The 23544-nt window shown below is 71.1% G+C and carries 20 protein-coding genes; 12 read left to right on the top strand and 8 right to left on the bottom strand.

The annotated features are described in order from the left end of the window. The first annotated feature begins 334 nt into the window (after nucleotides 1–334). Nucleotides 335–1429: an acyltransferase family protein gene (locus tag AC07DS_RS04985; protein ID WP_479142720.1), complete on the top strand. Its 1095-nt coding sequence runs from the start codon at nucleotides 335–337 to the stop codon at nucleotides 1427–1429. Here the strand turns inward: AC07DS_RS04985 and AC07DS_RS04990 are convergent. The 4 genes from AC07DS_RS04990 to AC07DS_RS05005 form a co-directional block, all read right to left on the bottom strand. Continuing rightward, nucleotides 1426–1905 carry an HD domain-containing protein gene (locus AC07DS_RS04990; protein WP_479142721.1) on the bottom strand — a complete coding sequence of 160 codons (480 nt, stop codon included), beginning with the start codon at nucleotides 1903–1905 and terminating at the stop codon, nucleotides 1426–1428. The two genes, AC07DS_RS04985 and AC07DS_RS04990, sit on opposite strands and share 4 nt — an antisense overlap. Further along, the gene (locus tag AC07DS_RS04995) at nucleotides 1902–4358 is read right to left on the bottom strand and encodes an ABC transporter permease (RefSeq protein ID WP_479142723.1); all 2457 of its coding nucleotides are present in this window, start codon (nucleotides 4356–4358) and stop codon (nucleotides 1902–1904) included. The genes AC07DS_RS04990 and AC07DS_RS04995 overlap by 4 nt, the downstream gene beginning before the upstream one ends. Next, a complete protein-coding gene (locus tag AC07DS_RS05000; protein WP_479142725.1) occupies nucleotides 4358–5116 on the bottom strand; it encodes an ABC transporter ATP-binding protein in 759 nt (252 codons plus the stop codon). Before AC07DS_RS05000 ends, AC07DS_RS04995 begins: the two co-directional genes overlap by 1 nt. A 134-nt stretch (nucleotides 5117–5250) precedes the next feature. After that, nucleotides 5251–6426: a SpoIIE family protein phosphatase gene (locus tag AC07DS_RS05005; RefSeq protein WP_479142726.1), complete on the bottom strand. Its 1176-nt coding sequence runs from the start codon at nucleotides 6424–6426 to the stop codon at nucleotides 5251–5253. 175 nt (nucleotides 6427–6601) lie between these two features. Here AC07DS_RS05005 and AC07DS_RS05010 point away from each other — a divergent pair, with 175 nt between their 5' ends. After that, the gene (locus AC07DS_RS05010; protein ID WP_479142728.1) at nucleotides 6602–7843 is read left to right on the top strand and encodes a GNAT family N-acetyltransferase; all 1242 of its coding nucleotides are present in this window, start codon (nucleotides 6602–6604) and stop codon (nucleotides 7841–7843) included. Between the two features lie 10 nt (nucleotides 7844–7853). Here the strand turns inward: AC07DS_RS05010 and AC07DS_RS05015 are convergent, their stop codons facing one another. Next, the gene (locus tag AC07DS_RS05015) at nucleotides 7854–8663 is read right to left on the bottom strand and encodes an Fpg/Nei family DNA glycosylase (RefSeq protein WP_479142730.1); all 810 of its coding nucleotides are present in this window, start codon (nucleotides 8661–8663) and stop codon (nucleotides 7854–7856) included. Nucleotides 8664–8789: 126 nt separating this feature from the next. Continuing rightward, on the bottom strand, nucleotides 8790–9275 hold the full coding sequence (locus tag AC07DS_RS05020; RefSeq protein WP_479142732.1) for a ribose-5-phosphate isomerase: 486 nt from the start codon (nucleotides 9273–9275) through the stop codon (nucleotides 8790–8792). A 203-nt stretch (nucleotides 9276–9478) separates the two neighbouring features. Between AC07DS_RS05020 and AC07DS_RS05025 the strand changes: the two genes are divergently transcribed. Then, on the top strand, nucleotides 9479–10906 hold the full coding sequence (locus AC07DS_RS05025; RefSeq protein WP_479142734.1) for an amino acid permease: 1428 nt from the start codon (nucleotides 9479–9481) through the stop codon (nucleotides 10904–10906). A gap of 35 nt (nucleotides 10907–10941) precedes the next feature. Here the strand turns inward: AC07DS_RS05025 and AC07DS_RS05030 are convergent, their stop codons facing one another. Continuing rightward, the gene (locus AC07DS_RS05030; protein WP_479142908.1) at nucleotides 10942–12819 is read right to left on the bottom strand and encodes a serine/threonine-protein kinase; all 1878 of its coding nucleotides are present in this window, start codon (nucleotides 12817–12819) and stop codon (nucleotides 10942–10944) included. A gap of 252 nt (nucleotides 12820–13071) precedes the next feature. Between AC07DS_RS05030 and AC07DS_RS05035 the strand changes: the two genes are divergently transcribed. Continuing rightward, a complete protein-coding gene (locus tag AC07DS_RS05035; RefSeq protein WP_479142736.1) occupies nucleotides 13072–13788 on the top strand; it encodes an LPXTG cell wall anchor domain-containing protein in 717 nt (238 codons plus the stop codon). Nucleotides 13789–13869: 81 nt separating this feature from the next. Here AC07DS_RS05035 and AC07DS_RS05040 read toward each other — a convergent pair whose 3' ends face one another. Then, a complete protein-coding gene (locus AC07DS_RS05040) occupies nucleotides 13870–14451 on the bottom strand; it encodes a biotin transporter BioY (protein ID WP_479142738.1) in 582 nt (193 codons plus the stop codon). Nucleotides 14452–14893: 442 nt separating this feature from the next. Between AC07DS_RS05040 and AC07DS_RS05045 the strand changes: the two genes are divergently transcribed. The 8 genes from AC07DS_RS05045 to AC07DS_RS05080 all read left to right on the top strand — a co-directional run bounded on the left by AC07DS_RS05045 (nucleotide 14894) and on the right by AC07DS_RS05080 (nucleotide 23417). After that, nucleotides 14894–16093 (top strand): ROK family transcriptional regulator, encoded by a 1200-nt coding sequence (locus tag AC07DS_RS05045; RefSeq protein WP_479142739.1) that lies wholly within the window; start codon nucleotides 14894–14896, stop codon nucleotides 16091–16093. A 207-nt stretch (nucleotides 16094–16300) separates the two neighbouring features. After that, nucleotides 16301–17344 (top strand): ABC transporter substrate-binding protein, encoded by a 1044-nt coding sequence (locus AC07DS_RS05050; RefSeq protein ID WP_479142741.1) that lies wholly within the window; start codon nucleotides 16301–16303, stop codon nucleotides 17342–17344. Continuing rightward, complete coding sequence (locus AC07DS_RS05055) at nucleotides 17341–18189, top strand: ABC transporter permease (protein ID WP_479142743.1); 849 nt, start codon at nucleotides 17341–17343, stop codon at nucleotides 18187–18189. Before AC07DS_RS05050 ends, AC07DS_RS05055 begins: the two co-directional genes overlap by 4 nt. Further along, nucleotides 18165–18899 carry an ABC transporter ATP-binding protein gene (locus tag AC07DS_RS05060; protein ID WP_479142744.1) on the top strand — a complete coding sequence of 245 codons (735 nt, stop codon included), beginning with the start codon at nucleotides 18165–18167 and terminating at the stop codon, nucleotides 18897–18899. The genes AC07DS_RS05055 and AC07DS_RS05060 overlap by 25 nt, the downstream gene beginning before the upstream one ends. After that, on the top strand, nucleotides 18896–20233 hold the full coding sequence (locus AC07DS_RS05065) for an LLM class flavin-dependent oxidoreductase (protein ID WP_479142745.1): 1338 nt from the start codon (nucleotides 18896–18898) through the stop codon (nucleotides 20231–20233). Before AC07DS_RS05060 ends, AC07DS_RS05065 begins: the two co-directional genes overlap by 4 nt. 14 nt (nucleotides 20234–20247) lie before the next feature. After that, nucleotides 20248–21138, top strand: coding sequence for a TauD/TfdA dioxygenase family protein (locus AC07DS_RS05070; protein ID WP_479142746.1), 891 nt, complete (start codon nucleotides 20248–20250; stop codon nucleotides 21136–21138). A gap of 121 nt (nucleotides 21139–21259) precedes the next feature. Then, nucleotides 21260–22651, top strand: a complete 1392-nt coding sequence (locus tag AC07DS_RS05075; RefSeq protein ID WP_479142748.1) for an amino acid permease — start codon at nucleotides 21260–21262, stop codon at nucleotides 22649–22651. 118 nt (nucleotides 22652–22769) lie between these two features. After that, nucleotides 22770–23417 (top strand): superoxide dismutase, encoded by a 648-nt coding sequence (locus AC07DS_RS05080; RefSeq protein WP_479142750.1) that lies wholly within the window; start codon nucleotides 22770–22772, stop codon nucleotides 23415–23417. Nucleotides 23418–23544: the final 127 nt, after the last annotated feature.

Raw genomic sequence — 23544 nt, forward strand, 5'->3', positions numbered from 1 at the left:
TTCGTTTCCGTGCCCACACATCATGTGCGCAGGTAATTCGAATTGATGCCACAGGGGCGCACTATGCCCCAATTAGTCGGGATGAATCGGGACATTGAGTCTGAACGGGGGGCTTGGTTGTGCCCATCATCACGTGGACAGAAGAGGCACGACATGTAAATCAGCGGGTACCCGAAGGCGATAACCAGGAATGACCACGGGGGTTTTACGAAATCCCACAGTCGACGCTAGGGTGCCTGAGATGTTTGACGCCGCCTCGTCCCCCGGCCACAGCCGCAGGCCGCTCCCCCCGGCACAGTCGCCGGCGGACGGAGTGCCCGGTCCGCGTACCCCGATGAGTGCGCAGAAGCGGCAGCCCCCCGCGGACAGACCGGGCAAACAGCGCGATTCGTTCTTCGACAACGCCAAGTACCTGGCGATCGTGCTCGTCGCGATGGGGCACGCCTGGGAACCTCTGAAGGGCGACAGCCGGATCCTGGAGGGCGTGTACACCGTCGTGTACACCTTCCACATGCCGGCGTTCATCATCATCTCCGGCTTCTTCTCGCGCAGTTTCGACATGCGTCCGGACCGGCTGAAGCGGCTCATCACCGGTGTCGTCGTGCCGTACGTCCTCTTCGAGACCGCGTACCCGCTCTTCAAGAACGCCGTCGACGGCTCCCACGAGCCGATCAGCCTCCTCGATCCCTGGTACCTGACCTGGTTCCTGGTCGCGCTGTTCGTCTGGCGGCTGACGACACCGATCTGGAAGCTGGTGCGCTGGCCGCTGCCGCTGGCCGTCGGCCTCGCCATGCTGGCCAGCATCACGCCGAGCATCGGTGACGACCTCGACCTCCAGCGCGTCCTGCAGTTCCTGCCGTACTTCGTGCTCGGCCTGTGCATGAAGCCCGAGCACTTCCAGCTGGTGCGCCGTCGCTCGGTGCGGATCGCCTCGGTGCCCGTCTTCGCCGTGGCGCTGGCGGTCGGCTGGTGGGCGGTGCCGCGCATGAACACCGCCTGGTTCTACCACCGCGACTCCGCGCAGGAGCTGGGCGCGCCCTGGTGGTGCGGTCCGGTGATGGTGCTCGCGATGCTGGGCTGCTCGCTGGTGCTGACGGCGTGCTTCTTCGCCTGGGTGCCGCGCCGGAAGATGTGGTTCACGGCGCTCGGCGCGGGCACCCTGTACGGCTATCTGCTGCACGGCTTCCTGGTGAAGCTCGCCGACTACCGGGGCTGGTTCGACCACGCCTGGCTGCACCACCCGCTCGGCGAGATCGCGGTGACCGTCGCCGCGGCCGCCGTCGTCACACTGCTGTGCACCCGGCCCGCGCAGCGGGTCTTCCGGTTCGCGATGGAGCCGAAGATGGAGTGGGCGTTCAAGCAGGACGCGGCCGAACTGGCCCGCGAGCGCCAGCAGAAGGAACGCGAGCGCCAGAAGGTCGGCGTCTAGCTCCGCTGCCCGGGCGTCCGGCCCCGCTGATCGAGACCGAGAAGTGCGTGCATCCGTGCGTACTTCTCGGTCAGTCGTTTCTGGGTCGGCTCGTCCAGGGCCGCGAGCCGTTCCGGGTCGGCGTTGTGCGCCAGGTCGGCCTGCTTCACCAGCAGCGCGCCCGGGGTGGCGAGGATCCGGCGCGCGTACGCCTCCGGCCCCTCCCCCGTCCGCTTGGTGACGGCACGCACGATGGCCTTGGTGCGCGGGGTCAGGGCGGCCGCCGTCAGCCACTCCTCGCTCAGCGCGTCGTCCTCGACGGAGTCGTGCAGCCAGGCCGCCGCGATCTGCTCGGCGTCCCCGCCGCGGGCGCGCACCCCGTCGGCGACGGCCGCGAGGTGCTCCGCGTACGGCTGTCCCGCCTTGTCGGTCTGCCCCGCGTGCGCGGTGCGGGCGAGGCTCTCGACCTCGGCCAGGGTGAGTGGTGTCTCGGTCACCCGTCCAGTGTCTCCCGGCGCAGCGCCGCACGGGCCGGGACGGTGACCGCGGTCAGCCCGAGCAGCAGGATGCCGCCGGCGAAGGCGCCGTAGACGACGGGCGGGATGTACGGGTCCTGCCCGGTCAGCCCGTTCGTCATCGGCACCAGCGTGGCCACGGCGATGGCGGTGCCGAGCGCGATGCCCGCGAGGGTGACCAGCAGGGCCTCCCAGCGGATCATCCGCAGGATCTGCCGCCGCGTGGAGCCGATCAGCCGCAGGGTGTCGAGTTCCCTGCGCCGGGCGAGGACGGTCATCACCAGCGTGTTGCCGGCGGCGACGGCCGCGAACCCGCCGAGCACGGCGGCCATCACGGCGTTGGCCCAGGCGTTGAGCTGCCGGTCCAGGGACTGGGCGGCGGAGTAGCCGGACCGGTCCAGCACCGTGCCGAGAGGGGCGAGACCGGCCGTCGTGCCGCCCTTCGTCCACAGCTCCGTGTCGAAGGCGGAGGTGACGTGGCCGGCGAGGTCGGCGTGGCTCACCGTCAGCTCGGACAGGCCCATGCCGCGGCCGTACGTCGCCACGACCAGCGGGGCGGCCCGGGTGCCGTCGGGCAGACGGAGGAGCAGGCGCCGGCCGACGCGCACATGGGCGTCGCGGGCGAGGCCGGCGTCCACGGCGATCTCGCCGGGCCGCAGGGTCAGGCGCCCGTGCCGGACGTCCAGGTCCTGGACGGCGGTCAGGTCGCCTACGGAACCGGTGACGCCCTGGGCGGAGGCGGACCGCAGCGAGCCGGCGACCGGGACGAGGACCGAGCTGCGCAACAGGCCGACGGCCGCGGTGACCCGGGGAGTGTCCCGGGCCCGGCGTACGGCATCGGGGGCGAGGCCCGGCTCGGCCGTGACGATGTGGTCGGCGGTGACACCGGCGCGCTGCTGGTCGGCAGTGGTCTTCTCCTCGCTGGTCTGCAGGAAGACCAGGACCGAGGCGAAGGCCATGGCGAGCACGATCGGGGTGATCGCGGAGGCCAGCCGGCGGGCGTTGGTGCGGGAGTTGGCGGCGGCGAGTTCGGCCGGGGCGCCGGCACCGCGCAACGGCAGCCCGAACAGGGCGGCGCAGGCACGGGCGACGAGCGGGCCGAGCAGGGCGACGGCGAGCATGAACAGGAACACGATGCCGAGGGCCGCGTTGGCCGCGTCCTCGCTGCTCGTGGATGAGGCCAGGTCCGCGCAGAGGCAGCCGCCCACGGCGGCGGCCAGGCCGAGGGGGGTGCGGATCCAGCCGATGCGCAGCCGCTCCACGGACGCCTCGCCGAGCGCCTGGCCCGGCTTGATGCGGGAGCTGCGGCGGGCGGCCAGGAAGCCGGCGCACAGAGCGGTGACAAAGACGGCGCCGACCGCGGTGACCAGCGGGATACAGGAGACGGAGAGTCGTACGGCGTCCGGTAAGGCCCCCTTGTCCTGGAGCTGGCCGAACCACCAGTGGGCCAGCGCGATGCCGGGCAGGCAGCCGGCCGCGCCGGCCGGCGGGGCGACGAGGAGTGCCTCGGTGGCGATGGTGCGGCGGATCTGGCGCGGCGTGGTGCCGATGGCCCGCAACAGGGCGAACTCGCGGGCGCGTTGGCCGATGCCGAGGGCGACGGTGCCGGCGGCGGTGAACACGGCGACCAGCGTGGCGACGCCGCCGAAGGAGCCGCCGAGTCCGGTGAGCAGTTCCCGGGCCTGGGCGAGGGAGGGGTCTTCCACCGCGCCCCGGTCGTCGCCGGTGTGCACGAGGGCGTGGTGGCCGAGGACGCGGGCCACCTGGGACCTGAGGGTGCCGGGGGTGACGCCGGGCTCGGGGAGTACGGCGATGGCGTCGACTCGGCCGGGGTGGCCGGAGTGCCGTAGGGCGTCGGAGTCGGCGAACCAGACGGTGGTGCGGGGGGCTTGGGTGAGGCCTGAGACGCGGTAGGTGGTGCGGGTGCCGTCGGGGGTGGTGAGGGTGATGCGGTCTCCGACGGTGCGGGTGGTGTCGGTGGTCTCGGTGCTGTCGTGGGCGAGTACGACTTCGCCGGGGGCGGGTGGGCGGCCGGTGGTGGGGTGCTCGCCGGTGAAGGTGGTCGAGGTCCAGTTGTGGGCGGTGTACGGGGTGCCGTGGGGGCCGCGTACCGGGAAGGTGATGTCGGGTACGGCGGCGCGGGCGCCGGGGGCGGTGGCTGCCTCGGCGGTCAGGGAGCTGTCGAGGCGGGCTCGGTCCGGGACGGGCTGGCTGTCGCCTTCGCCGGCGTGGCCCAGGCGGGCGCGTTGGCCGGCCGCGGCGACCACCGGGGCGTGGGCGTAGCGCTGGGGTGGGACCCTGGCGCGGGCTCCGGTCTCCAGGAGGATCCCGCAGGCCGCCACGATCATCGCGGTGAGGGCGAGGGCGACGAAGGTGCCGATGAAGGTGGAGGGTTTGAAGCGGAGGGAGGCTCTCGCCAGGCCGTTGGGGCGCATCAGGCCGCCGGGCGGGTGCGGGCCGCGTGGGCGGTGAGGGCCGTCATGCGGGACGCGATGTGGGCGGCGGGGGCTCGGTCCAGGTGGTCGACCAGTTGGCCGTCGGCCAGGAACAGGACGCGGTCGGCCCAGGCGGCCGCCGACGGGTCGTGGGTGACCATGACGATCGTGGCGCGCTGGGAGTCCACGGCGTCACGCAGCAGGGCGAGGATCTCGGCGGCGGTGCTGGTGTCCAGGGCGCCGGTGGGCTCGTCGGCGAAGACGACGTCGGGGCGGGTGACCAGGGCCCGGGCGACGGCCACGCGCTGCTGCTGGCCGCCGGACAGCTCGCTCGGGCGGCGCCGGGCCTTGTCGGTGAGGCCGACCTGGGCCAGTACCTCGGCCGAGCGGCGGCGGTCGGGGCGGTGGCCGGCCAGCCGCAGGGGCAGGACGACGTTCTGTTCGACCGTGAGGGAGGGGAGGAGGTTGAAGGCCTGGAAGACGAAGCCGAGGCGGGTGCGGCGCAGCGCGGTCAGCTTGTTCTCGCTCAGCCCGGTGATGTCCGTGCCGCCGAGCACCACCCGGCCCGCGGTGGGGCGGTCCAGGCCCGCCGCGCACTGCAGGAACGTGGACTTGCCCGAGCCGGAGGGACCCATCACCGCGGTGAAGGTGCCGGAGGGAAGGGCGAGGTCGATGCCGCGCAGGGCGTGCACGGCGGAGCCTCCGCGGCCGTAGTGGCGCGTGACTCCGTGCAGTTCTACGGCCCAGTCGCTTGGCATGGGGGTCCCTCCGGTCCGTGGGCGTTCGGTGACGTGTGCCGACCGTACGGATACGGAGGGTGGCCGGACCATGCGGACGGCTGGCGGATCCGGGCGGGGGAAAACCCCACCCCCCGGCGTTCCCCGGGGGTGGCTCAGCGGGCCGTCGCCGGCGCTGCCTGGCGGCAGATCAGGAGCAGGGCCCGGTCGTCGTTGACGTCCTTCGCGACCGCTTCGATGAGGTGCCAGGCGGCGCCGTGGAAGCCCCCGGCGACATAGCGGTCGGCCTCTCCGGTGAGGCGGTCGATGCCCTCCACGATGTCGCGGTCGGAGGTTTCCACCAGTCCGTCCGTGAACAGCATCAACACGTCCCCGGGGCGCAGCGAACCCTTGACCGGGTCGAACTGGGCGCCGTCGTACACACCCAGCAGCGGGCCCTCGGCGGCCTTCTCCTCCCAGCGGCCGCTGCCCGCGCTCAGCTGCAGCCCCGGCGGATGGCCCGCCGAGTACAGCTCGTAGTCCCCGGAGTCCAGGTCCAGCACCAGGTGGATGGAGGTCGCGAAGCCCTCGTCCCAGTCCTGGCGGAGCAGGTAGCCGTTGGCGGCCGTGAGGAAGGCGTGCGGGACGAGGGAGCCCAGGAGTCCACCGAACGCGCCCGACAGCAGCAGCGCACGCGATGCCGCGTCCATGCCCTTTCCGGACACGTCCGTGAGCACGACCTCCAGGGTGCGGCCGCTGTTCGTACGGGCCGCGACGACGAAGTCGCCCGAGAAGGACTGGCCGCCCGCCGGGCGCAGCGCCATCTCGTGGTGCCAGCCCTGCGGCAGCTTCGGCAGCTTGCTCTGCACCCGGATCCGCTCGCGCAGGTCGAAGAGCATGGTGCCGCCGCGCCGCCACGGCACACCGACCCGGCTGCGGAACTGCGCGGTCAGCAGGCCGAAGAAGCCGCACGCGGCGACCACCAGGACCACACCGGGGGTGACCCGCGAGGGCCCCTCGGTGTACGGGCCGAGCCGCACCGACTCCACGATCAGCGCGGTGGCCGCCGCCGCGTACAGGCCGAGCAGGCTCGCCGGACGCAGCAGCAGGCCGCCCGCGACGATCGGCAGCACGAGGGTGCCCGGGGAGCACCACACCGAGTTGGCGAGGGTCATGGCCGCGAGGACGGGGATGGTGAGCAGCAGACCGGCGAGCGCGATCCAGTCCGAACCGTCGCCGCGGAAGTAGTCCACGGCGCTTCTGCGCAGGCCGACGCGGACCCGGTGCCACTGCATCTTCCACCGGGCCGTGAACGTCTCGGCCTTCGCGCGCCGCTCTCGTCCTGCTGCCATTAGTTCGGGACCCTATCGATCGGACCAGCCGCTTGGCACGGGAGGTCCCACTTGTCCCCCGTGAGAGGCTTAACTTCGCGGTTCAACTACACAGTGAACGGCACGGAGGGTCATCGCGCCGCCGACCGGGAGAAATTCGCTGGCTCGTCCCGCAATGCCCTGATAGGCATGGCTCATGGCGATCGACCGTACGACCGAGTTGAAGGTGCTGCGCCCCGAGGAGTGGGACAGGTGGTGGGACAACCTGATCCGCGCCTTCGGCGCGGGTCCGGCGTCGGCCGAGGAGCGCGAACTGGACAGATCGCTCACCGAGTTCGACCGTTCCCTGGCCGCCTGGGACGGGGACGTGCTGGTGGGCACTGCGGGGGCGTTCAGCTTCCGGATGACCGTGCCGGGCGGGTCCCAGGTGCCCGCCGCGGGCGTCACCATGGTGAGCGTGGCCGCCACGCACCGGCGGCGTGGCGTGCTGACCTCGATGATGCGTCGCCAGTTGGACGACCTGCACGCCCTGGGCGAACCGCTCGCGGCGCTGACGGCCTCCGAGCCGGCCATCTACGGCCGCTTCGGGTACGGCGCCGCCACCTTCCAGCTGCACGCCGAGATCGACACCAGCCGGGTGCGGCTGGCCCTGCCCGCCGGCACCGAGGACATACGGCTGCGGTACGCGCAGCCCGCCGACGCCCTCGCCGAGTGCGAGGCGGTGTACGCGGCGCTGGTGCCGCGCCGGCCCGGGATGCTGGCCCGGCAGCCCGGCTGGGAGCGGGTGGCGCTGCTCGACCCGGAGAGCGAGCGGGAGGGCGCGTCCGCGCTGCAGTGCGTGGTCGCCGAGCGGGACGGCGAGGTCACCGGGTACGCCCGCTTCCGCACCAAGCTGGGCTGGGGGCCGACCGGGCACAACGGCACGGTGTCGCTGGAGGGCCTCGCCGCGCTGGACCCGGCGACCGATGCGGCCCTGTGGCGCTTCCTGTTCGACATCGACCTGATGACGAACCTGACCGTGCGGGGACGGCCGGTCGACGACGCGTGGCAGTACCTGGTCTCCGACGTCCGGCGCTGTGTGCCGCGGCTGCGGGACTCGTGCTACGTCCGTCTGGTGGACGTCGGTGCGGCGCTGGCGGCGCGCACCTATCAGGTGCCGGTGGACGTCGTGTTCGAGGTGGCGGACGACTTCTGCCCCTGGAACGCGGGGCGTTGGCGGCTGACCGGGGACACCAAGGGCGCGTCGTGCGAGCGCACCACCGACCCGGCCGATCTCACCCTGTCCGTACGGGAGTTGGGCGCGGCCTACCTCGGCGGTGTGACCCTGCTGTCGCTGGCGGCGGCCGGCCGGGTACGGGAACTGCGGGACGGGGCGCTGACGGAGGCATCGGTGGCGTTCGCCTCACCGGTGGCCCCGTGGCTGCCGCACGGCTTCTGACGGCTCCCGCTCAGGGCTGCTGGCAGGTCGGGCACCAGAAGAGGTTGCGGGCGGCGAGGTCGGCGGTGCGGATCTCGGTGCCGCAGATGTGACAGGGCAGGGTGGCCCGGCGGTAGACGTAGACCTCGCCGCCGTGGTCGTCCACGCGGGGCGGGCGGCCCATCGCCTCCGGGGTGTGCTCGGGGCGGACCGTGTCGATGCGGTTGTTGCGCACGCCCTCGCGCATGAGCGCGACGAGGTCGGACCAGATGGCGTCCCACTGGGCCGGGGTGATGCCCCGGCCCTCGCGGTACGGGTCGATCCGGTGCCGGAAGAGGACCTCGGCGCGGTAGACGTTGCCCACGCCGGCGATGATCTTCTGGTCCATCAGCAGTGCGGCGATCGTCGTACGGCTGCGGGAGATCCTCCGGTGTGCCGCGCCCGGGTCGGCGTCCGCGCGCAGGGGGTCGGGGCCGAGGCGGTCGTGTATCGCCCGCTTCTCGTCGTCCGTGATGAGCGCGCAGGTCGTCGGACCGCGCAGGTCGACGTACGCGGTGCCGTTCGCGAGGCGGAGCCGGACGGTTTCGGTGGGCGGGGGTGCCGGGGTGGGGCCGAAGCCGACCTTGCCGAACAGGCCGAGGTGGATGTGGACCCAGTCGGTGTCGCGGAACCGGAGGAAGAGGTGCTTGCCGTGGGCCTCGGTGCCGGTGAGAAGGGCACCGTTCAGCAGGTCGGCCGCGTCCGAGAACTTGCCCTGGGGGCTGGTCACCCGTGGAGCGGTGCCCTGGAAGCGCTCGGCGTAGTCCTGGGCCAGCCGGTGGATGGTGTGCCCTTCTGGCAAGGCTGAGGTGTCCTTTCCTGCCGTGTCTTTCCCACTCGCCCACCCGTCCCGTTCTGCCCACCCCTGTCGGCCGACCGAGTCGGGTGGGTGGGCAGCGCGGGGGGCCTGGGGGCGGAGCCCCCGGGGTTACTGCTGCGGGTGGTGGGGCGGGATCGGGGGCAGGTCGCCCGTCGTCTCGTACGCCGACAGCATGTCGATGCGGCGCTGGTGACGCTCGTCACCGGAGAACGGCGTGTTGAGGAAGACCTCGACGAACTTGGTCGCCTCCTCCGTGCTGTGCATCCGCGCACCCACGGCCACGACGTTCGCGTTGTTGTGCTGCCGCCCCAGCGCCGCGGTCTCCTCGCTCCACGCGAGAGCCGCCCGCACACCCTTCACTTTGTTCGCGGCGATCTGCTCCCCGTTGCCGGAGCCGCCGATCACGATGCCGAGAGCCTCGGGGTCCGCGGCTGCCTTCTCCGCGGCACGCAGGCAGAAGGGCGGGTAGTCGTCCTGGGCGTCATAGATGAGAGGCCCGCAGTCGACGGGCTCGTGCCCCGCCGCCGTGAGCCATTCGACGAGGTGGTTCTTGAGTTCGTAGCCCGCATGGTCGGAGCCGAGATACACGCGCATGGGACGAGTGTGACACGCCTGTATCGGGGCAGCAGCCTCGGGTGTCGAGCCCAAAAAATGTGTCTGAAACCATAGAACCTCAAGGAAACCTCAAGTAACGATCTGGATTCAGAGGTTCCCGGATTCGTTCGCCTCGGTTTCACTGGACCGGCTCGTACACCGCTCGTGCGAGTTGCTCCCCCTGGCGTAAAGGAAATCCGTCCATGACCCCTGGTTCGGGCCTCCAAGCAGGACTCAAAAACCGCCATCTGACGATGATCGCGATCGGTGGCGTCATCGGAGCCGGCCTCTTCGTCGGCTCCAAGGCCGGTATCGCTACCGCGGGACCGGGCATCCTCCTGTCGTACGCCCTCGTCGGCACGCTCGTGGTGCTGGTGATGCGCATGCTCGGCGAGATGTCCGCCGCCAACCCGACCTCCGGTTCCTTCTCCGCGCACGCCGACCGCGCGCTCGGACGCTGGGCCGGCTTCTCCATCGGCTGGCTCTACTGGTTCTTCTGGGTCGTCGTGCTGGCCGTCGAGGCCACCGCCGGCGCGGACATCCTCACGGGCTGGATCCCGGCCGTGCCCCAATGGGGCTGGGCGCTCATCGTGATGGTCGTCCTGACCGCGACCAACCTGGTCTCGGTCGGCTCCTACGGCGAGTTCGAGTTCTGGTTCGCCGGCATCAAGGTCGTGGCGATCGGCGCGTTCATCGTCGTCGGCCTGCTGGCCATCTTCGGTGTCCTGCCGGGCGTGCACGCCGACAAGGCGAGCTTCGGCAATCTGACCTCGCACGGCGGCTTCCTGCCGCACGGACCCGGCTCCATCCTCACGGGTGTGCTGCTGGTCGTCTTCTCCTTCATGGGCAGCGAGATCGCGACGCTGGCGGCCGGCGAGTCGGAGGACCCGCAGAAGGCGGTCACCAAGTCGACCAACAGCATCATCTGGCGTATCGGCGTCTTCTACCTGGGCTCGATCCTGGTCGTCGTCACTCTGCTGCCGTGGAACGACCCCTCGATCGCGAAGGACGGCTCGTACGTCGCCGCCCTGGACTCCCTCGGCATCGCGCACGCCGGCGAGATCATGAACTTCATCGTGCTGACCTCGGTGCTGTCCTGCCTCAACTCGGGCATGTACACGGCCTCCCGGATGGCGTTCTCGCTCGGTCAGCGTGGTGACGCGCCGAAGGCGTTCGCCCGTACGACGTCCCGGGGCGTGCCGATGGCGGCGATCCTCGCCTCCGTCCTCTTCGGCTTCGTCGCGGTCTTCTTCAACTACAAGTTCCCGGACACGATCTTCCTCTTCCTGGTCAACTCGTCCGGTGCGGTCGCGCTGTTCGTCTGGCTGGTCATCTGCTTCTCGCAGCTGCGGATGCGGAAGATCATCCAGCGGGAGGCGCCGGAGAAGCTCGTGGTGAAGATGTGGCTGTACCCGTACCTGACCTGGGCGACAGCCGGTCTGATCGTGGGCGTCCTGGTGTACATGCTGTTCGACACGAAGCACGACGGACAGGAGACGGTGCTGCTGTCGCTGCTGGTCGCGGCACTCGTCCTGGCGGTCGCGTTCGTGAAGCAGAAGGTGACGGGGGGCCACGGGACCGAGGTGCCCGCGGCCGAGGCCGAGGTGGGCGACAAGGTCACCACGGGCTGACGTCCGGCTGACTCCAGCCGCTCACGGCTCACGGCTCACAGCACGGTGAAGGTCTCCTTCACCGTGCTGTACGTCTTCAGGGCCTGTGCTTCGGTCTCCGGCTGGTACCAGGTGTTGATCTGGTACGACTTCCCGTCCGCGTCGAAGCCGAGGAGGCGGGCGTGCCAGGGGGTGCCCCTGAGGGTGAAGGTGTACTCCCAGACGACCGCCGGGTACCCCTGGAATCTGGTCTCCGCCAGCCGGATCTTGACGTAGTCGCGTCCCTGCCGGGCGCTCTCCTCCGAGCGCTTCCAGGTGTCCAGGAGGCCGCCCCGGGCCAGCGAGGACTTGCCGACGAGTTCCTGGCGCCCGTCGGGCGAGGTGTAGTGCACCTCGGCCCCGGTCTTCACGTCCCGCCGCCACCCCTTCGGCGGAATCCATGCGAAGCCTCCCGCCTCCGTCCTGGAGCCGGGCGGCGGACTGTGCGGCCGCGAGGTCCCGTCGACGGTCGGGGAGTTGGTCGGGGAGACGGCCCCGGAGTCCGAGACCCTGGGCGAGGAAACCGTGGCGGTCCCGCCCCGGGCCTCCTCCCGCCGCCCGCCCCCGCCGGAGCCGGCGGCCAGCACGGCGATCACGACACCGACGGCGACCACCCCGAGAACGGCCAGGAGCGCGGTACGACGGAAGTGCGGCCCGTCCTGCCCTTCGGGCGCCCCGGCCGACTCGAACGGCGCACCCGCCCGACGCCGGGTCACCTCACCTGCCCGCACGAGAGCCCCGGCAGACTGCTGCACGGGACCACCCCCGGACACAGCTTCGTCAGGTGCCGCAAGGAGTCCGCCACGGCCACCGGCGGAGTCTGAGCCGCCGCCGACATCGGCAGAGCCATTGCCGCCAGGAACGGGGACACCGCCCGACTCGGGCGCCACCGTCCCGGCTCCGCTCGGCCCGGACTCCACCGGTCCAGGAGCCACCTGCTCGACCCCGGGTGCTGAAGCGGCCCCGATGGGCCCGGCGCCCGCCACAGCAGGCCCGGTCGCCCCAGGCACGGTCAACCCTGGCGCGGTCAAGCCAGGCGCAGTCACCCCTGGCATCGTCGGTCCCGGCATCACCGGACCGTCCCCCACCACCGGCGCCTCTCCCGCCACCGGCACCTCCCCCAGGGGAACCGTCGGGGTCGGTGACGGATGCATCACCACCCTCAGGGCCCGCTCGACCTCGCTCAGGCCGGGGCGGTGCGACGGGTCCTTTGCCAGGAGGGCGGCCAGGAGGGGTTGCAGGGGGCCTGCCGTCGGGGGGAGGCGGGGTTCTTCGTAGAGGACCGCGTGCAGGGTGGCCAGGGTGGTGTCGCGGGTGAACGGGGAGTTGCCCGCCAGGGCGGCGGAGAGGGTCGCACCCAGGGACCACAGGTCGGACGGAGGGCCCTGACGGCGGCCGGAGATGCGCTCGGGAGCCATGTAGTCGGGGGAGCCGACGAGCATGCCGACCATGGTGAGGGCCTTGGCGTCCTGGATCGCGGCGATGCCGAAGTCGGTGAGGACGACCCGGCCCGCTCCCGTTTCCACCAGGACGTTTCCCGGTTTGATGTCCCGGTGCAGGACGCCGCCCGCGTGCACCTGGCGGAGCGCGGCCACCAGGCCGAGGCCGATGCGCGCGGTCTCGCGCGGGCTCAGCGGGCCCTCCTCCGTCATGATCCGCTCCAGTGAGCGGCCGGTGACCAACTCCATGACGATCCACAGGCGTTGGCCCTCGTCCACCACGTCGTACACGCGCACGACGTTGGGGTGGTCGATCCGGGCCGTCGCCCGGGCCTCGCGCAGGGTGCGTTCGCGGTGTGTGCCGCTGTCCTCGGCGGCCTGCCCGTCGACGCGAATCTCCTTCACCGCGACCAGTCGGTCGAGCATTTCGTCGACGGCCCGCCACACCCGTCCCATTCCCCCCTGCCCGATGCTTTCGACCAGCCGATAGCGCGCGTTCACCAGCAGCCCCGGAATCCCGCCGGCCCTCGGTTCTCCCGCTTCCCCCAAATTTCCCGGCAATGCGTCGCACCCCCCTCAACGACCGTCTCTGCTGAAACACAACGGTCACACTTCGAGCCGTACCAGCATAGTGCGGGGAAATCTTGTGGTACCTCTTCAAGTACTGCGAATTCAGGCGCAGTCCAGGGGGTTGCAAGGGGGGCGAACATGAGTTCTCGTCGCACGGCGGGCATCGCGGGATCGCTGGTCATGGCATCTTTTTCGGCCGTGCTGGTCCTCGCCTGCACGGCCGCCGCCGATGACCAGGGAACGGGCAGCGACAAGGGGGGAAAGGCGGTCGACGAGGCACCGGCGGGCGTGAAGCTGCGCACGCTGCTGCCGGAGAAGATCTCGGTCGACAACAGTTCGAAAAAGACGGCGATTACCGCCACCGTGAAGAACGACGGCAGCAAGGACAGCGGTGACATTCGGCTTTTGGTCGTCGGATTCGACGCGCTGAAGATCACCGGTGTTCAGGGCTGCTCGGCCATCGCGGAAAAGGACCTGCCGGAAGGTTCGAACAGCGGTTTCAGCTGCCCGGTCGGCACGCTTGCGGCCGGGCGGTCCAAGTCGTACGCGGTCCGGGCGACCTACGACCTGACCAAGGCCGGCAAGATCTGTCTGCCCGTGCAGACCACGGACGGGAAGAAGACCTTCTGGCAGCAGGGCCCGGTGCCCTTCGGCACGACCAACCCGTCGCCGAACGCCCCGGCCACCCCGCTGCTCCTCGGCACCGACAACAAGCCGGTCGCACCGGGCGGCGACGAGCTGCCGAAGACCGGTGCGGGGCGTGACCTGCTGCCCCTGGGCGCCGCGGGCGCCGCACTGATCGCGGCCGGCGCGGCCGGGGTGTGGTGGTCGCAGCGCCGGCGGCAGGAGGCCTGAGCGGCTCGAACACGCAAAAGAGGCTCGCCGGGCCCAAGGAGCGGTACGACCCGGCGAACCTCTTCTGCAAGAACTGCGACGTCAGCGCTTGCCGACGAATTTCCAGGCGGTGGGCAGCAGGCCCATCGCCAGGGCGGCCTTCAGGGCGTCGCCGATGAGGAACGGGGTGAGGCCGAGGGAGATCGCCTGGGCGGCGGACATGCCGGCGGCCACGGCCAGGTAGGGGACGCCGACGGCGTAGATGACGGCCTCGCCGAGGATCATCGTGCCCGCCATGCGCAGCGGGGAGCGGTCGGCGCCGCGGGCGGCCAGCGCGCCCACCAGCGCGGAGGCGAGCAGCATGCCGAGGATGTAGCCGAAGGAGACGGCGCCCGAGCCGGAGGTGCCGTCCGCGAACCACGGCACGCCGACCGCACCCGCGACGGCGTACAGGGCGAGGGAGAGGAAGCCGCGGCGGGCGCCGAGTGAGGTGCCGACGAGCAGCGCGGCGAAGGTCTGGCCGGTCACCGGAACCGGGGAGCCGGGCACCGGAACCGACAGCTGGGCCGCGAGACCGGTGAGCACGGCGCCACCGACCACGAGGGCGGCGTCACGCACGCGGGACGCGGGCAGGAGGTCGGCGAGGACGGCGCCGGGGCGGGCGGCGACGGTGGCGGTGCTCATGGGGACTCCGCGAGTGGTGTGGGCAGGTGGGAACACCGTGACGCTATCCCGGCCGCAGCACGCTGATCACCGTCGGTGCTCGACAAAGGCGGGAACCGGCCCTTGGTGGGCTCCGAACAAAGGGTGCGGGTTACACCGGGTACGGCGTGATACCGGTCACTGAGGTGAAGTGGTGCATGGTACGGGGGGACCTGACGCCTCGTCTGTAGGGTTCCACCAATGCCCTGTGGCCGTCTCGCCCGTCGGTCGCCGTCTGGGCAGCGCGGGGGCGCTTTGCTAGCTTCGAACGCATGGTTGCCCAGGCCCGGAACTTCACGTCGCGTCGCTATGTCGACCTGCGACGCCAGGGCACGGCCACCTGTCGCCGCCCGGGGTAGCGGCGCCCTGCGGTGTGCCGCTCCTCTCCGAGACGTGTCGGCCCCGTTTCCGAGGACGGTCCTCCATGCCCCGTACCGCGGCATCCACCCTTGTCTCCCCCGTTCCCCGTGCCGCCGACAGCGACCGGCGGCGTACGAGTGCCAGCGTCGTGCTGCGGTCCGTGCTGGAGCACGGGCCGGTGGCGCGCAGCACCATCGCCCGGCTGACCGGGCTGTCCCCCGCTTCGGTGACCGAGCACTGCGCCCGGTTGGCCGGGCTCGGGCTGATCCATGAGGAGACGGCGCCCCGCCGTTCGAACGGGGTCGGCCGGCCGCATGTGCCGGTCGACCTCGACCATGAGCGGTTCCTGGTCTGCGGTGTGCACGTGGCCGTGCCGTACACCACCGTCGCGCTGCTGGACCTGCGCGGCCGCGTGGTGGCCGAGCGGCGACTGAAGCACGAACGGACCGATCCGGGCCGGGTGCTGACACGGGCCGCCGAGGGCCTGGAGGCGCTGCTCGCGCAGGTGCCGGGCCGTCGGCCGCTGGGCGTCGGGGTCGCGGTCGGCGGCTGGGTGGACCGGGAGACGGGCACCGTCGTCGAGCACGAACTGCTGGGCTGGCGCGAGGTGCCGGTGCGGGAGATGCTCGGCGCCCGCACCGGGCTGCCGGTCCAGGTGGACGGGCACGCGCGGGCGTTGGTCAACGGCGAGCGGCTGTTCGGGCGGGTCCGGGGCAGCAGCAGCGTCCTGCATCTGTTCGTCGGCAACGTGGTCGACGCGGCCTTCGCGACCAACGACGAGGTGCACCACGGGCCCCGGTCCCAGGCCGGTGCCATCGCCCACCTTCCGGTGCCGGGCGGCACCGAGCCGTGCGGTTGCGGGCGAACCGGCTGCCTCCAGGTGGAACTGAGCGAACGGACGCTGTGCCGACGGGCCCGGGAGGCCGGGGTGATCGACGGGGTGAACCCGATGCAGGTGGTGGCCGCGGCGGCGGCCGGGGACCCGGTGGCCCGCCGGCTGCTGGTGGAGCGGGCCCGGGCGACCGGACGGGCGGCGGGGCTGCTGCTGGATGTACTCAACCCGGAGACCGTCGTGGTGACCGAGGTGGGTGTCATCCACTTCACGGACTGCCTCCACGCTCTCAGGGAAGCGGCCGGAAACAGCCGCGCGACGGCTGTCCACCCGACCAGTTTCCCCGATTCCGTGCTGGCGGTAGCGGGCGGATCGGTGGTTCTCGACGTGCTGTACCGGGACCCGCTGAGTGCATCAGCTGAGGCTATTTAATTCAGAAACTCCGAATGTTGACAGGGGTCGAGTATGGCCGGGAACATGCTGGTCATGACCCCGCACACGAGCTGTCGCACCCTCTGTTGCTGACACGTTGCCGCGCATGAAGCGCGTGTTTCCGTTGCGTGAGTTCTTTCTTTTCCGGACTGCCCCCACCCGGATTTCTGCATGCCTTTCCGCCCTTTTCCTCAGGGGAGTACTCCCATGCACCGTCGTCTCTTTCTCACCTCCGTGCTGGGCGCGTCCGCCGCCGTGGCGGGTCTCAGCGGCTGCGCACACGGCAGCGCCGCCGCCGACACCGAGGGCGCGGCCACGAAGCCGCTCGCCGACAAGGTGCCGACCGGCACCAGCCTGAAGGTCGCCTCGTACCAGGGTGTGCAGCAGCTCCAGTTCAGACTGGCCAAGCTGCCCGCCCTGCCGTTCGCGGTGTCGAGCTGGGTGAACATCGGGGCTGGTCCCGATGTCATCAACGCCTTCCGTGCCAAGTCCCTGGATCTGGCCAACAACGCGGGCATTCCACCGATCCAGGCGCACTACCAGGGCTTCGACGCGAAGATCGTGGCGATCAACATCACCCGCAAGCCCAACTACCTCTTCGCCACCAAGCCGGGCAGCGACATCCGGACGGTCGCGGACTTCAAGGGCAGGAAACTCGCCTTCTCCCAGGGGCAGGCGCAGGGTGTCGTGCTCCTGCGGGCACTGAAGCAGGCGGGTCTGAAGTACGACGAGGTGACGCTGGTCCCGCTGACCAGCAACCAGTTCCTGACCGCCCTGCAGTCCGGGCAGGTGGACATCGCCCCGCTCGCCAACAGCCAGGCGCCCGCCTACCTCAAGCAGTACGAGGGCAAGGGCGCCCACACCATCCCCACCGACGTCGTCGACCTGCTCAACCTGCTGTGGGCGCCGGTCTCCGTGCTGGCCGACCCGGCGAAGGCCGCCGCGATCGCCGCGTACATCCCGCAGTGGGCCAAGGGCCAGGTGTGGCAGTACGAGCACCCGGACGTGTGGAACGAGGAGTTCTACGTCAAGACGCAGAACCTGACCCTGGAGCAGGCCCGGGGCATCTCCAGGCTCGCCAACAAGCCGCTGTTCCCGCCCAGCTGGGACGAGGCGGTCAAGTGGGAGCAGGAGACCGCCGACCTGCTCGCCGAGGGCGGCTTCGTGAAGAAGTTCGACGTCTCCTCGCTCTTCGACCACCGCTTCGAGTCCCTCGCCGCCAAGGCCGTACCGGCGGAGTACCGGAGGTGAGCGCCGTGACCACGACCACGACCGCCGTGGCGGCCACGACCGCCGGGGACCTCGCCCAGGTCCGCCGGCGCCGCCGCCTCTCCCCCGGCCGCCGCCTGCCCGCGGCCCGGCTGGCCGGCCCGCTGCTGCTGCTCGCCCTGTGGGCCGCCGCCTCGGCGGCCGGCCGGCTGGACCCGGGCGCGATCCCGGCGCCCTGGACCGTGCTGCGCACGGGCGCCCGGCTGTGGACCGACGGCACGCTGCCCACCGACATCCTGACCTCGCTGACGCGGGCCGCGTACGGCTTCGCGATCGGCCTGACCGCCGGGGTCGTACTCGCGCTCGCCGCCGGGCTCAGCCGCGCCGGGGACGCACTGATCGATGGGACCGTGCAGCTCAACCGGGCGATCCCGACCCTCGGCCTGATCCCGCTGTTCATCCTCTGGCTGGGCATCGGAGAGACCTTCAAGATCGCCGTCATCGCGATCGTCGTCTACATCCCGCTCTACCTGAACACACATGCCGCGCTGTCCGGCATCGACAGCCGGTACGTCGAACTCGCCGAGGTGCAGGGCCTGTCCAGGTTCACCTTCATCCGGCAGGTCGTGATCCCCGGGGCGCTGCCCGGATTCTTCGTGGGACTCCGGCTCGCCGTCACCGGCTCCTGGCTGGGCCTGGTGGTCCTGGAACAGATCAACGCCACCAGCGGCCTCGGCTACCTGATGTTCCAGGCCCAGAACTACGGCCAGAGCGACGTCATCCTGGTCGGCCTGCTGGTCTACGGCGTCTTCGGCCTGGTCTCCGACAGCGTGGTCCGCCTGATCGAACGGAGGGTGCTGTCGTGGCGCCGCACACTGAGCAGCTGACCCGGCCCGCCGTCCGGCTGCGGGGCCTGACCCGGTCGTACGAGGGGCGTACGGTCCTCGACGGCATCGATCTCGACCTGCCCGCAGGCCAGTTCACCGCCCTGCTGGGGCACAGCGGCTCGGGCAAGTCCACCCTGCTGCGCGCCGTCGCGGGCCTCGACCACGGGGTCGCGGGCAGCGGGCACCTCACCGCGCCCGAGCGGGTGTCGGTCGTGTTCCAGGACTCCCGGCTGCTGCCCTGGCGCCGGGTGCTGGACAACGTACTCCTCGGCCTGGACGGCAAGGACGCCGTCGAGCGCGGCCGTTCGGCGCTGGCCGAGGTCGGCCTCGAGGGCCGGGAGCGGGCCTGGCCGGGCGAGCTGTCCGGCGGCGAGGCGCAGCGGGCCGCGCTCGCCCGCTCCCTGGTCCGTGAACCCGAACTCCTGCTGGCCGACGAGCCGTTCGGCGCGCTGGACGCGCTCACCCGGATCCGGATGCACCACCTGCTGCGCGAGCTGTGGAAGCGGCACCGGCCCTCGGTGCTGCTCGTCACCCACGACGTGGACGAGGCGATCGTGCTCGCCGACCGGGTCCTCGTCCTGGACCGGGGCCGTATCGGCCTCGACCTGACCATCGACCACCCCCACCCGCGCTCCTACCGCGAGCCGGTGCTGGGCGAGTACCGCGAGCGGCTGCTGGCCGCACTCGGTGTCACGGAGGACCACGCATGACCCGCCGGCTCCACCTGAACGCGTTCCTGATGAACACCGGCCACCACGAGGCGTCCTGGCGGCTGCCGGAGAGCGACCCGTACGCGCACGTCGAGCTGGACCACTACGTGCGGCTCGCCCGCATCGCCGAGCGCGGCACCTTCGACTCCCTCTTCCTGGCCGACGGTCCGCAGCTGTGGGGCAGCGTCGCCCAGCGCCCGGCCGGCGCCCTGGAGCCGCTCACCCTGCTCACCGCCCTGGCGACGGCCACCGAGCACATCGGCCTGATCGCGACCGCCTCCACCTCCTACAACTCCCCCTACAACCTGGCCCGCAAGTTCGCCTCGCTCGACATCATCAGCGGTGGCCGGGCGGGCTGGAACATCGTCACCACCGCGGGCGCCGAGGCCGCCCGCAACTTCGGCCTGGACGGCGAACCCGCGCACGCCGAGCGGTACGCCCGCGCCACCGAGTTCCTCGACGTGGCCCTCAAGCTCTGGGACAGCTGGGAGGACGACGCGATCGTCGCCGACAAGGCGGCCGGGGTCTGGGGCGACGACGCCAAGATCCACCCGCCCCGGCACAAGGGGACGTACTTCAGCGTGGAGGGCGCGCTCAACGTGCCTCGCTCCCCGCAGGGTTACCCCCTTCTCGTGCAGGCGGGCTCCTCGGAGGACGGCAAGCGGTTCGCGGCCCGGTACGCGGAGGCGGTGTTCACCGCCCAGCAGACACTGCGGGACGCCCAGGCCTTCTACGGCGACCTCAAGTCCCTGACCGCACAGGAGGGGAGGGACCCCGACCACATCAAGGTGCTGCCCGGCATCGTCCCGGTGATCGGTTCGACGGAGGCCGAGGCGCGGGCCGCCGAGCGGCTGCTGGAGGACCACATCGTGTACGACCATGGGGTGGGCCGCCTGGAGAGCCTGCTGCAACTCACCCCGGGGACACTTGAGTTGGACGCGCAGCTCCCGGCCGGCCTACCGCCCGAGTCCGCCGTCGAGGGCGCCAAGAGCCGCTACACGCTCATCGTGGAGCTGGCCCGGCGCGAGCGGCTGACCGTACGGCAGCTGATCGGGCGGCTCGGCGGCGGACGCGGGCACCTCACCTTCGCCGGGACGCCCGACCAGGTCGCCGACCAGATCGAGACCTGGTTCACGCAGGGCGCCGCCGACGGCTTCAACATCATGCCGGCCGTGCTGCCCTCCGGTCTGGAGGCGTTCGTCGAGCACGTCGTACCGGTCCTGCGCACCCGTGGCCTGCTCCGCACCGAGTACGACGGCCGCCCCCGCCAGACCCTGCGGGAGCGCTACGGCCTCCCCCGCCCCGCCAACCAGTACACCGCTTCCCTCGTGTGAAAGGACCAGCGAACATGTCCATCGAGATCACCAAGGTCACCGCACGCATCGGCGCCCGGGTCTCCGGCGTCGACATCTCCGGGCCGCTCGCCCCCGAGCAGGCCGCCGCGATCCGCGAGGCCCTGAACGTCCACAAGGCGCTCGTCTTCGACGACGTGAACCTCGACGACTCGGGCCAGCAGGCCTTCGCCCGCCACCTCGGCGACCTGACCACCGCCCACCCGACGGTCGGCGCCGTCGAGGGTGCCCCGAACGTGCTGCCCGTGGACAGCGAGCGGGGCCGCGCCAACCACTGGCACACGGACGTCACCTTCGTCCTCAACCCGCCGCAGGCCAGCACCCTGCGCTCGATCACCGTCCCGCCGTACGGCGGCGAGACCCTGATCGCCAACGCGGCGGCCGCCTACCGCGACCTGCCCGAGCCGCTGCGCCGGCTCGCCGACACCCTGTGGGCCGAGCACACCAACGACTACGACTACGCGGTGCCGGCCGAGGAGATCGACGAGGAGAAGGCCGCCCAGCGCGCCCAGTTCACGTCCATCACGTACCGCACCGCGCACCCGGTGGTCCGCGTCCACCCGCTGACCGGTGAGCGCGGGCTGTTCATCGGCGGGTTCGCGCAGCGGATCGTCGGCCTGTCGGTGGGCGAGTCCCGCAGGATCCTCGACCTGCTCCAGTCGTACGTCACCCGTCCGGAGAACATCCTGCGCTGGCGCTGGTCCCAGAACCAGCTGGTCCTCTTCGACAACCGCATCACCCAGCACTACGCCATCGACAACTACGACGGCCTGCCGCGCCGGCTGCACCGGGTGACCGTCGCCGGTGACATCCCGGTCGGGATCGAGGGCAAGGAGAGCTACTCGATCGAGGGCGACGCCTCGCACTACACACCCGTGGCCGCGTAACGTCGCCTTCACCCTCCGTAAAGGGGGTGTCCGCATACTGGGCCGCCCGTCCGCGTGAGCGGACGGGCCGCCCAGACTGTGGGCGTTTTTGCCACCCTCATGGACTGGACGAGCCGCGCCCATGCCCAGCAACACCACCACCGAGACGCCACCGCAGCAGCAGGACGACGTCTCCCTGTCCCACGGTCTCAAACAGCGTCACCTGTCGATGATCGCCCTCGGCGGTGTGATCGGCGCGGGCCTGTTCGTCGGTTCCGGCGCCGGTATCGCCGCCGCCGGACCGTCCATCGTGATCGCCTTCGCTCTCTCCGGCCTCCTGGTGATGCTGGTGATGCGGATGCTCGGCGAGATGTCCGCCGCCCACCCGTCCTCGGGTTCCTTCTCCGCGCATGCCGAGCGGGCGATGGGGCCCTGGGCGGGCTTCACGGCGGGCTGGTCCTTCTGGGTCCTGCTGTGCACGGCCGTCGGCCTGGAGGGCATCGCCGCCGCGAAGATCGTCACCGGCTGGCTGCCGGGCACCCCGCAGTGGGCCTGGGTCGCCCTGTTCATGCTGGTGTTCTGCGGGGCGAACCTGGCCGCGGTGAAGAACTTCGGCGAGTTCGAGTTCTGGTTCGCGGCACTGAAGGTCGGCGCGATCAGCCTGTTCCTGGTCCTGGGCGGGCTGGCCATCGCCGGCGTGCTCCCCGGCACGGACTCCCCGGGCGCCTCCCACCTCACCGACTTCTTCCCGCACGGCGGCGAGGGTCTGGTCATCGGTCTGCTCGCCTCCGTCTTCGCCTACGGCGGCCTGGAGACGGTCACCATCGCCGCCGCCGAGTCCGAGAACCCGGTCAAGGGCGTGGCGGGCGCGGTCCGTACGGCGATGTGGCGCATCGCGCTGTTCTACGTCGGCTCCATGGCGGTCGTGGTCACGCTGGTCCCGTGGGACTCGAAGGACATCGCGGACCCGGACAAGGGCCCGTACGTCGCCGCCCTCGACCACCTGGGCATTCCCGGCGCCGGCCAGGTGATGAAGGTCGTCGTGCTGGTCGCCCTGCTCTCGGCGATGAACGCCAACATCTACGGCTCCTCGCGCATCGCCCACTCGCTGGTGGAACGCGGCCAGGGTCCCAAGGTCCTGGCGAAGGTCTCCGGCGGTGTCCCGCGCATCGCCGTCCTCGTCTCCTCGGTCTTCGGCTTCGTGTGCGTGCTGCTGAGCTACTGGCGGCCGGACGACGTCTTCCCCTGGCTGCTGAACATGATCGGCGCGGTCATCCTGGTCGTCTGGATCTTCATCGCCGTCTCCCAGCTGCTGCTGCGGCGGCGCATGGAGCGGGAGTCGCCGGAGAAGCTGGTCGTCCGCATGTGGGCGTTCCCGTTCCTGACGTGGGTCGCGCTGGCGGGCATGGCGGCGATCTTCGTGCTGATGGCCCGGGAGCAGGGGACCCGGGTCCAGCTGTACTCGACCGGCGGGATGACGTTGTTCCTGGCGGTCGTGGGGTACGTGTGGCAGCGGGTGCGGGCCCGCTCCTGACCTCGCCCTTCCCCTTCGGGCCCGTCCCGAAAGACCCCCGCGGTGCATCCGCGGGGGTCTTTTTGTTGCTAGCGTGTAGTTGCAACCTCTTTGCAATAAGGGTTCGAAGGGACCGCCCATGCCCGTCTACACGCTGCCCGACCTGCCCTACGACTACTCCGCGCTCGCGCCGGTGATCAGCCCCGAGATCATCGAGCTGCACCACGACAAGCACCACGCGGCCTATGTGAAGGGCGCCAACGACACACTGGAGCAGCTCGCCGAGGCGCGGGACAAGGAGTCGTGGGGGGCGATCAACGGCCTGGAGAAGAACCTGGCCTTCCACCTCTCCGGGCACATCCTGCACAGCATCTACTGGCAGAACATGACCGGCCCGAAGGACGGCGGCGGCGAGCCGCTGGCGCAGGACGGGGTGGGCGAGCTGGCGGAGGCGGTCAAGGAGTCCTTCGGATCCTTCGCGGCGTTCAGGACGCAGCTGTCCAAGGCGGCGGCCACCACCCAGGGTTCGGGCTGGGGCGTCCTCGCCCACGAACCCTTGAGCGGGCGGCTGATCGTCGAGCAGGTCTACGACCACCAGGGCAACGTCGGTCAGGGCGCGACGCCCATCCTGGTCTTCGACGCCTGGGAGCACGCCTTCTATCTCCAGTACCGCAACCAGAAGGTGGACTTCGTCGAGGCGATGTGGCAGGTCGTCGACTGGCAGGACGTGGCCCGGCGCCACGCGGCCGCGAAGTCCCGCACGGACGTGCTCCTGCTCGCCCCCTGAGACACCCGGAGTCGTCCTGCCTCGTGATCGTCTTCTCACCCTTCACGTCGGCAGGCGGATGAAAGAGGACCCCCGCGAGGACGTGACTTGCGGGGGTCTTCCCCACCCCGAGGGTCCACCGAACGGC

This window comes from Streptomyces sp. NPDC044064 (assembly GCF_056434245.1).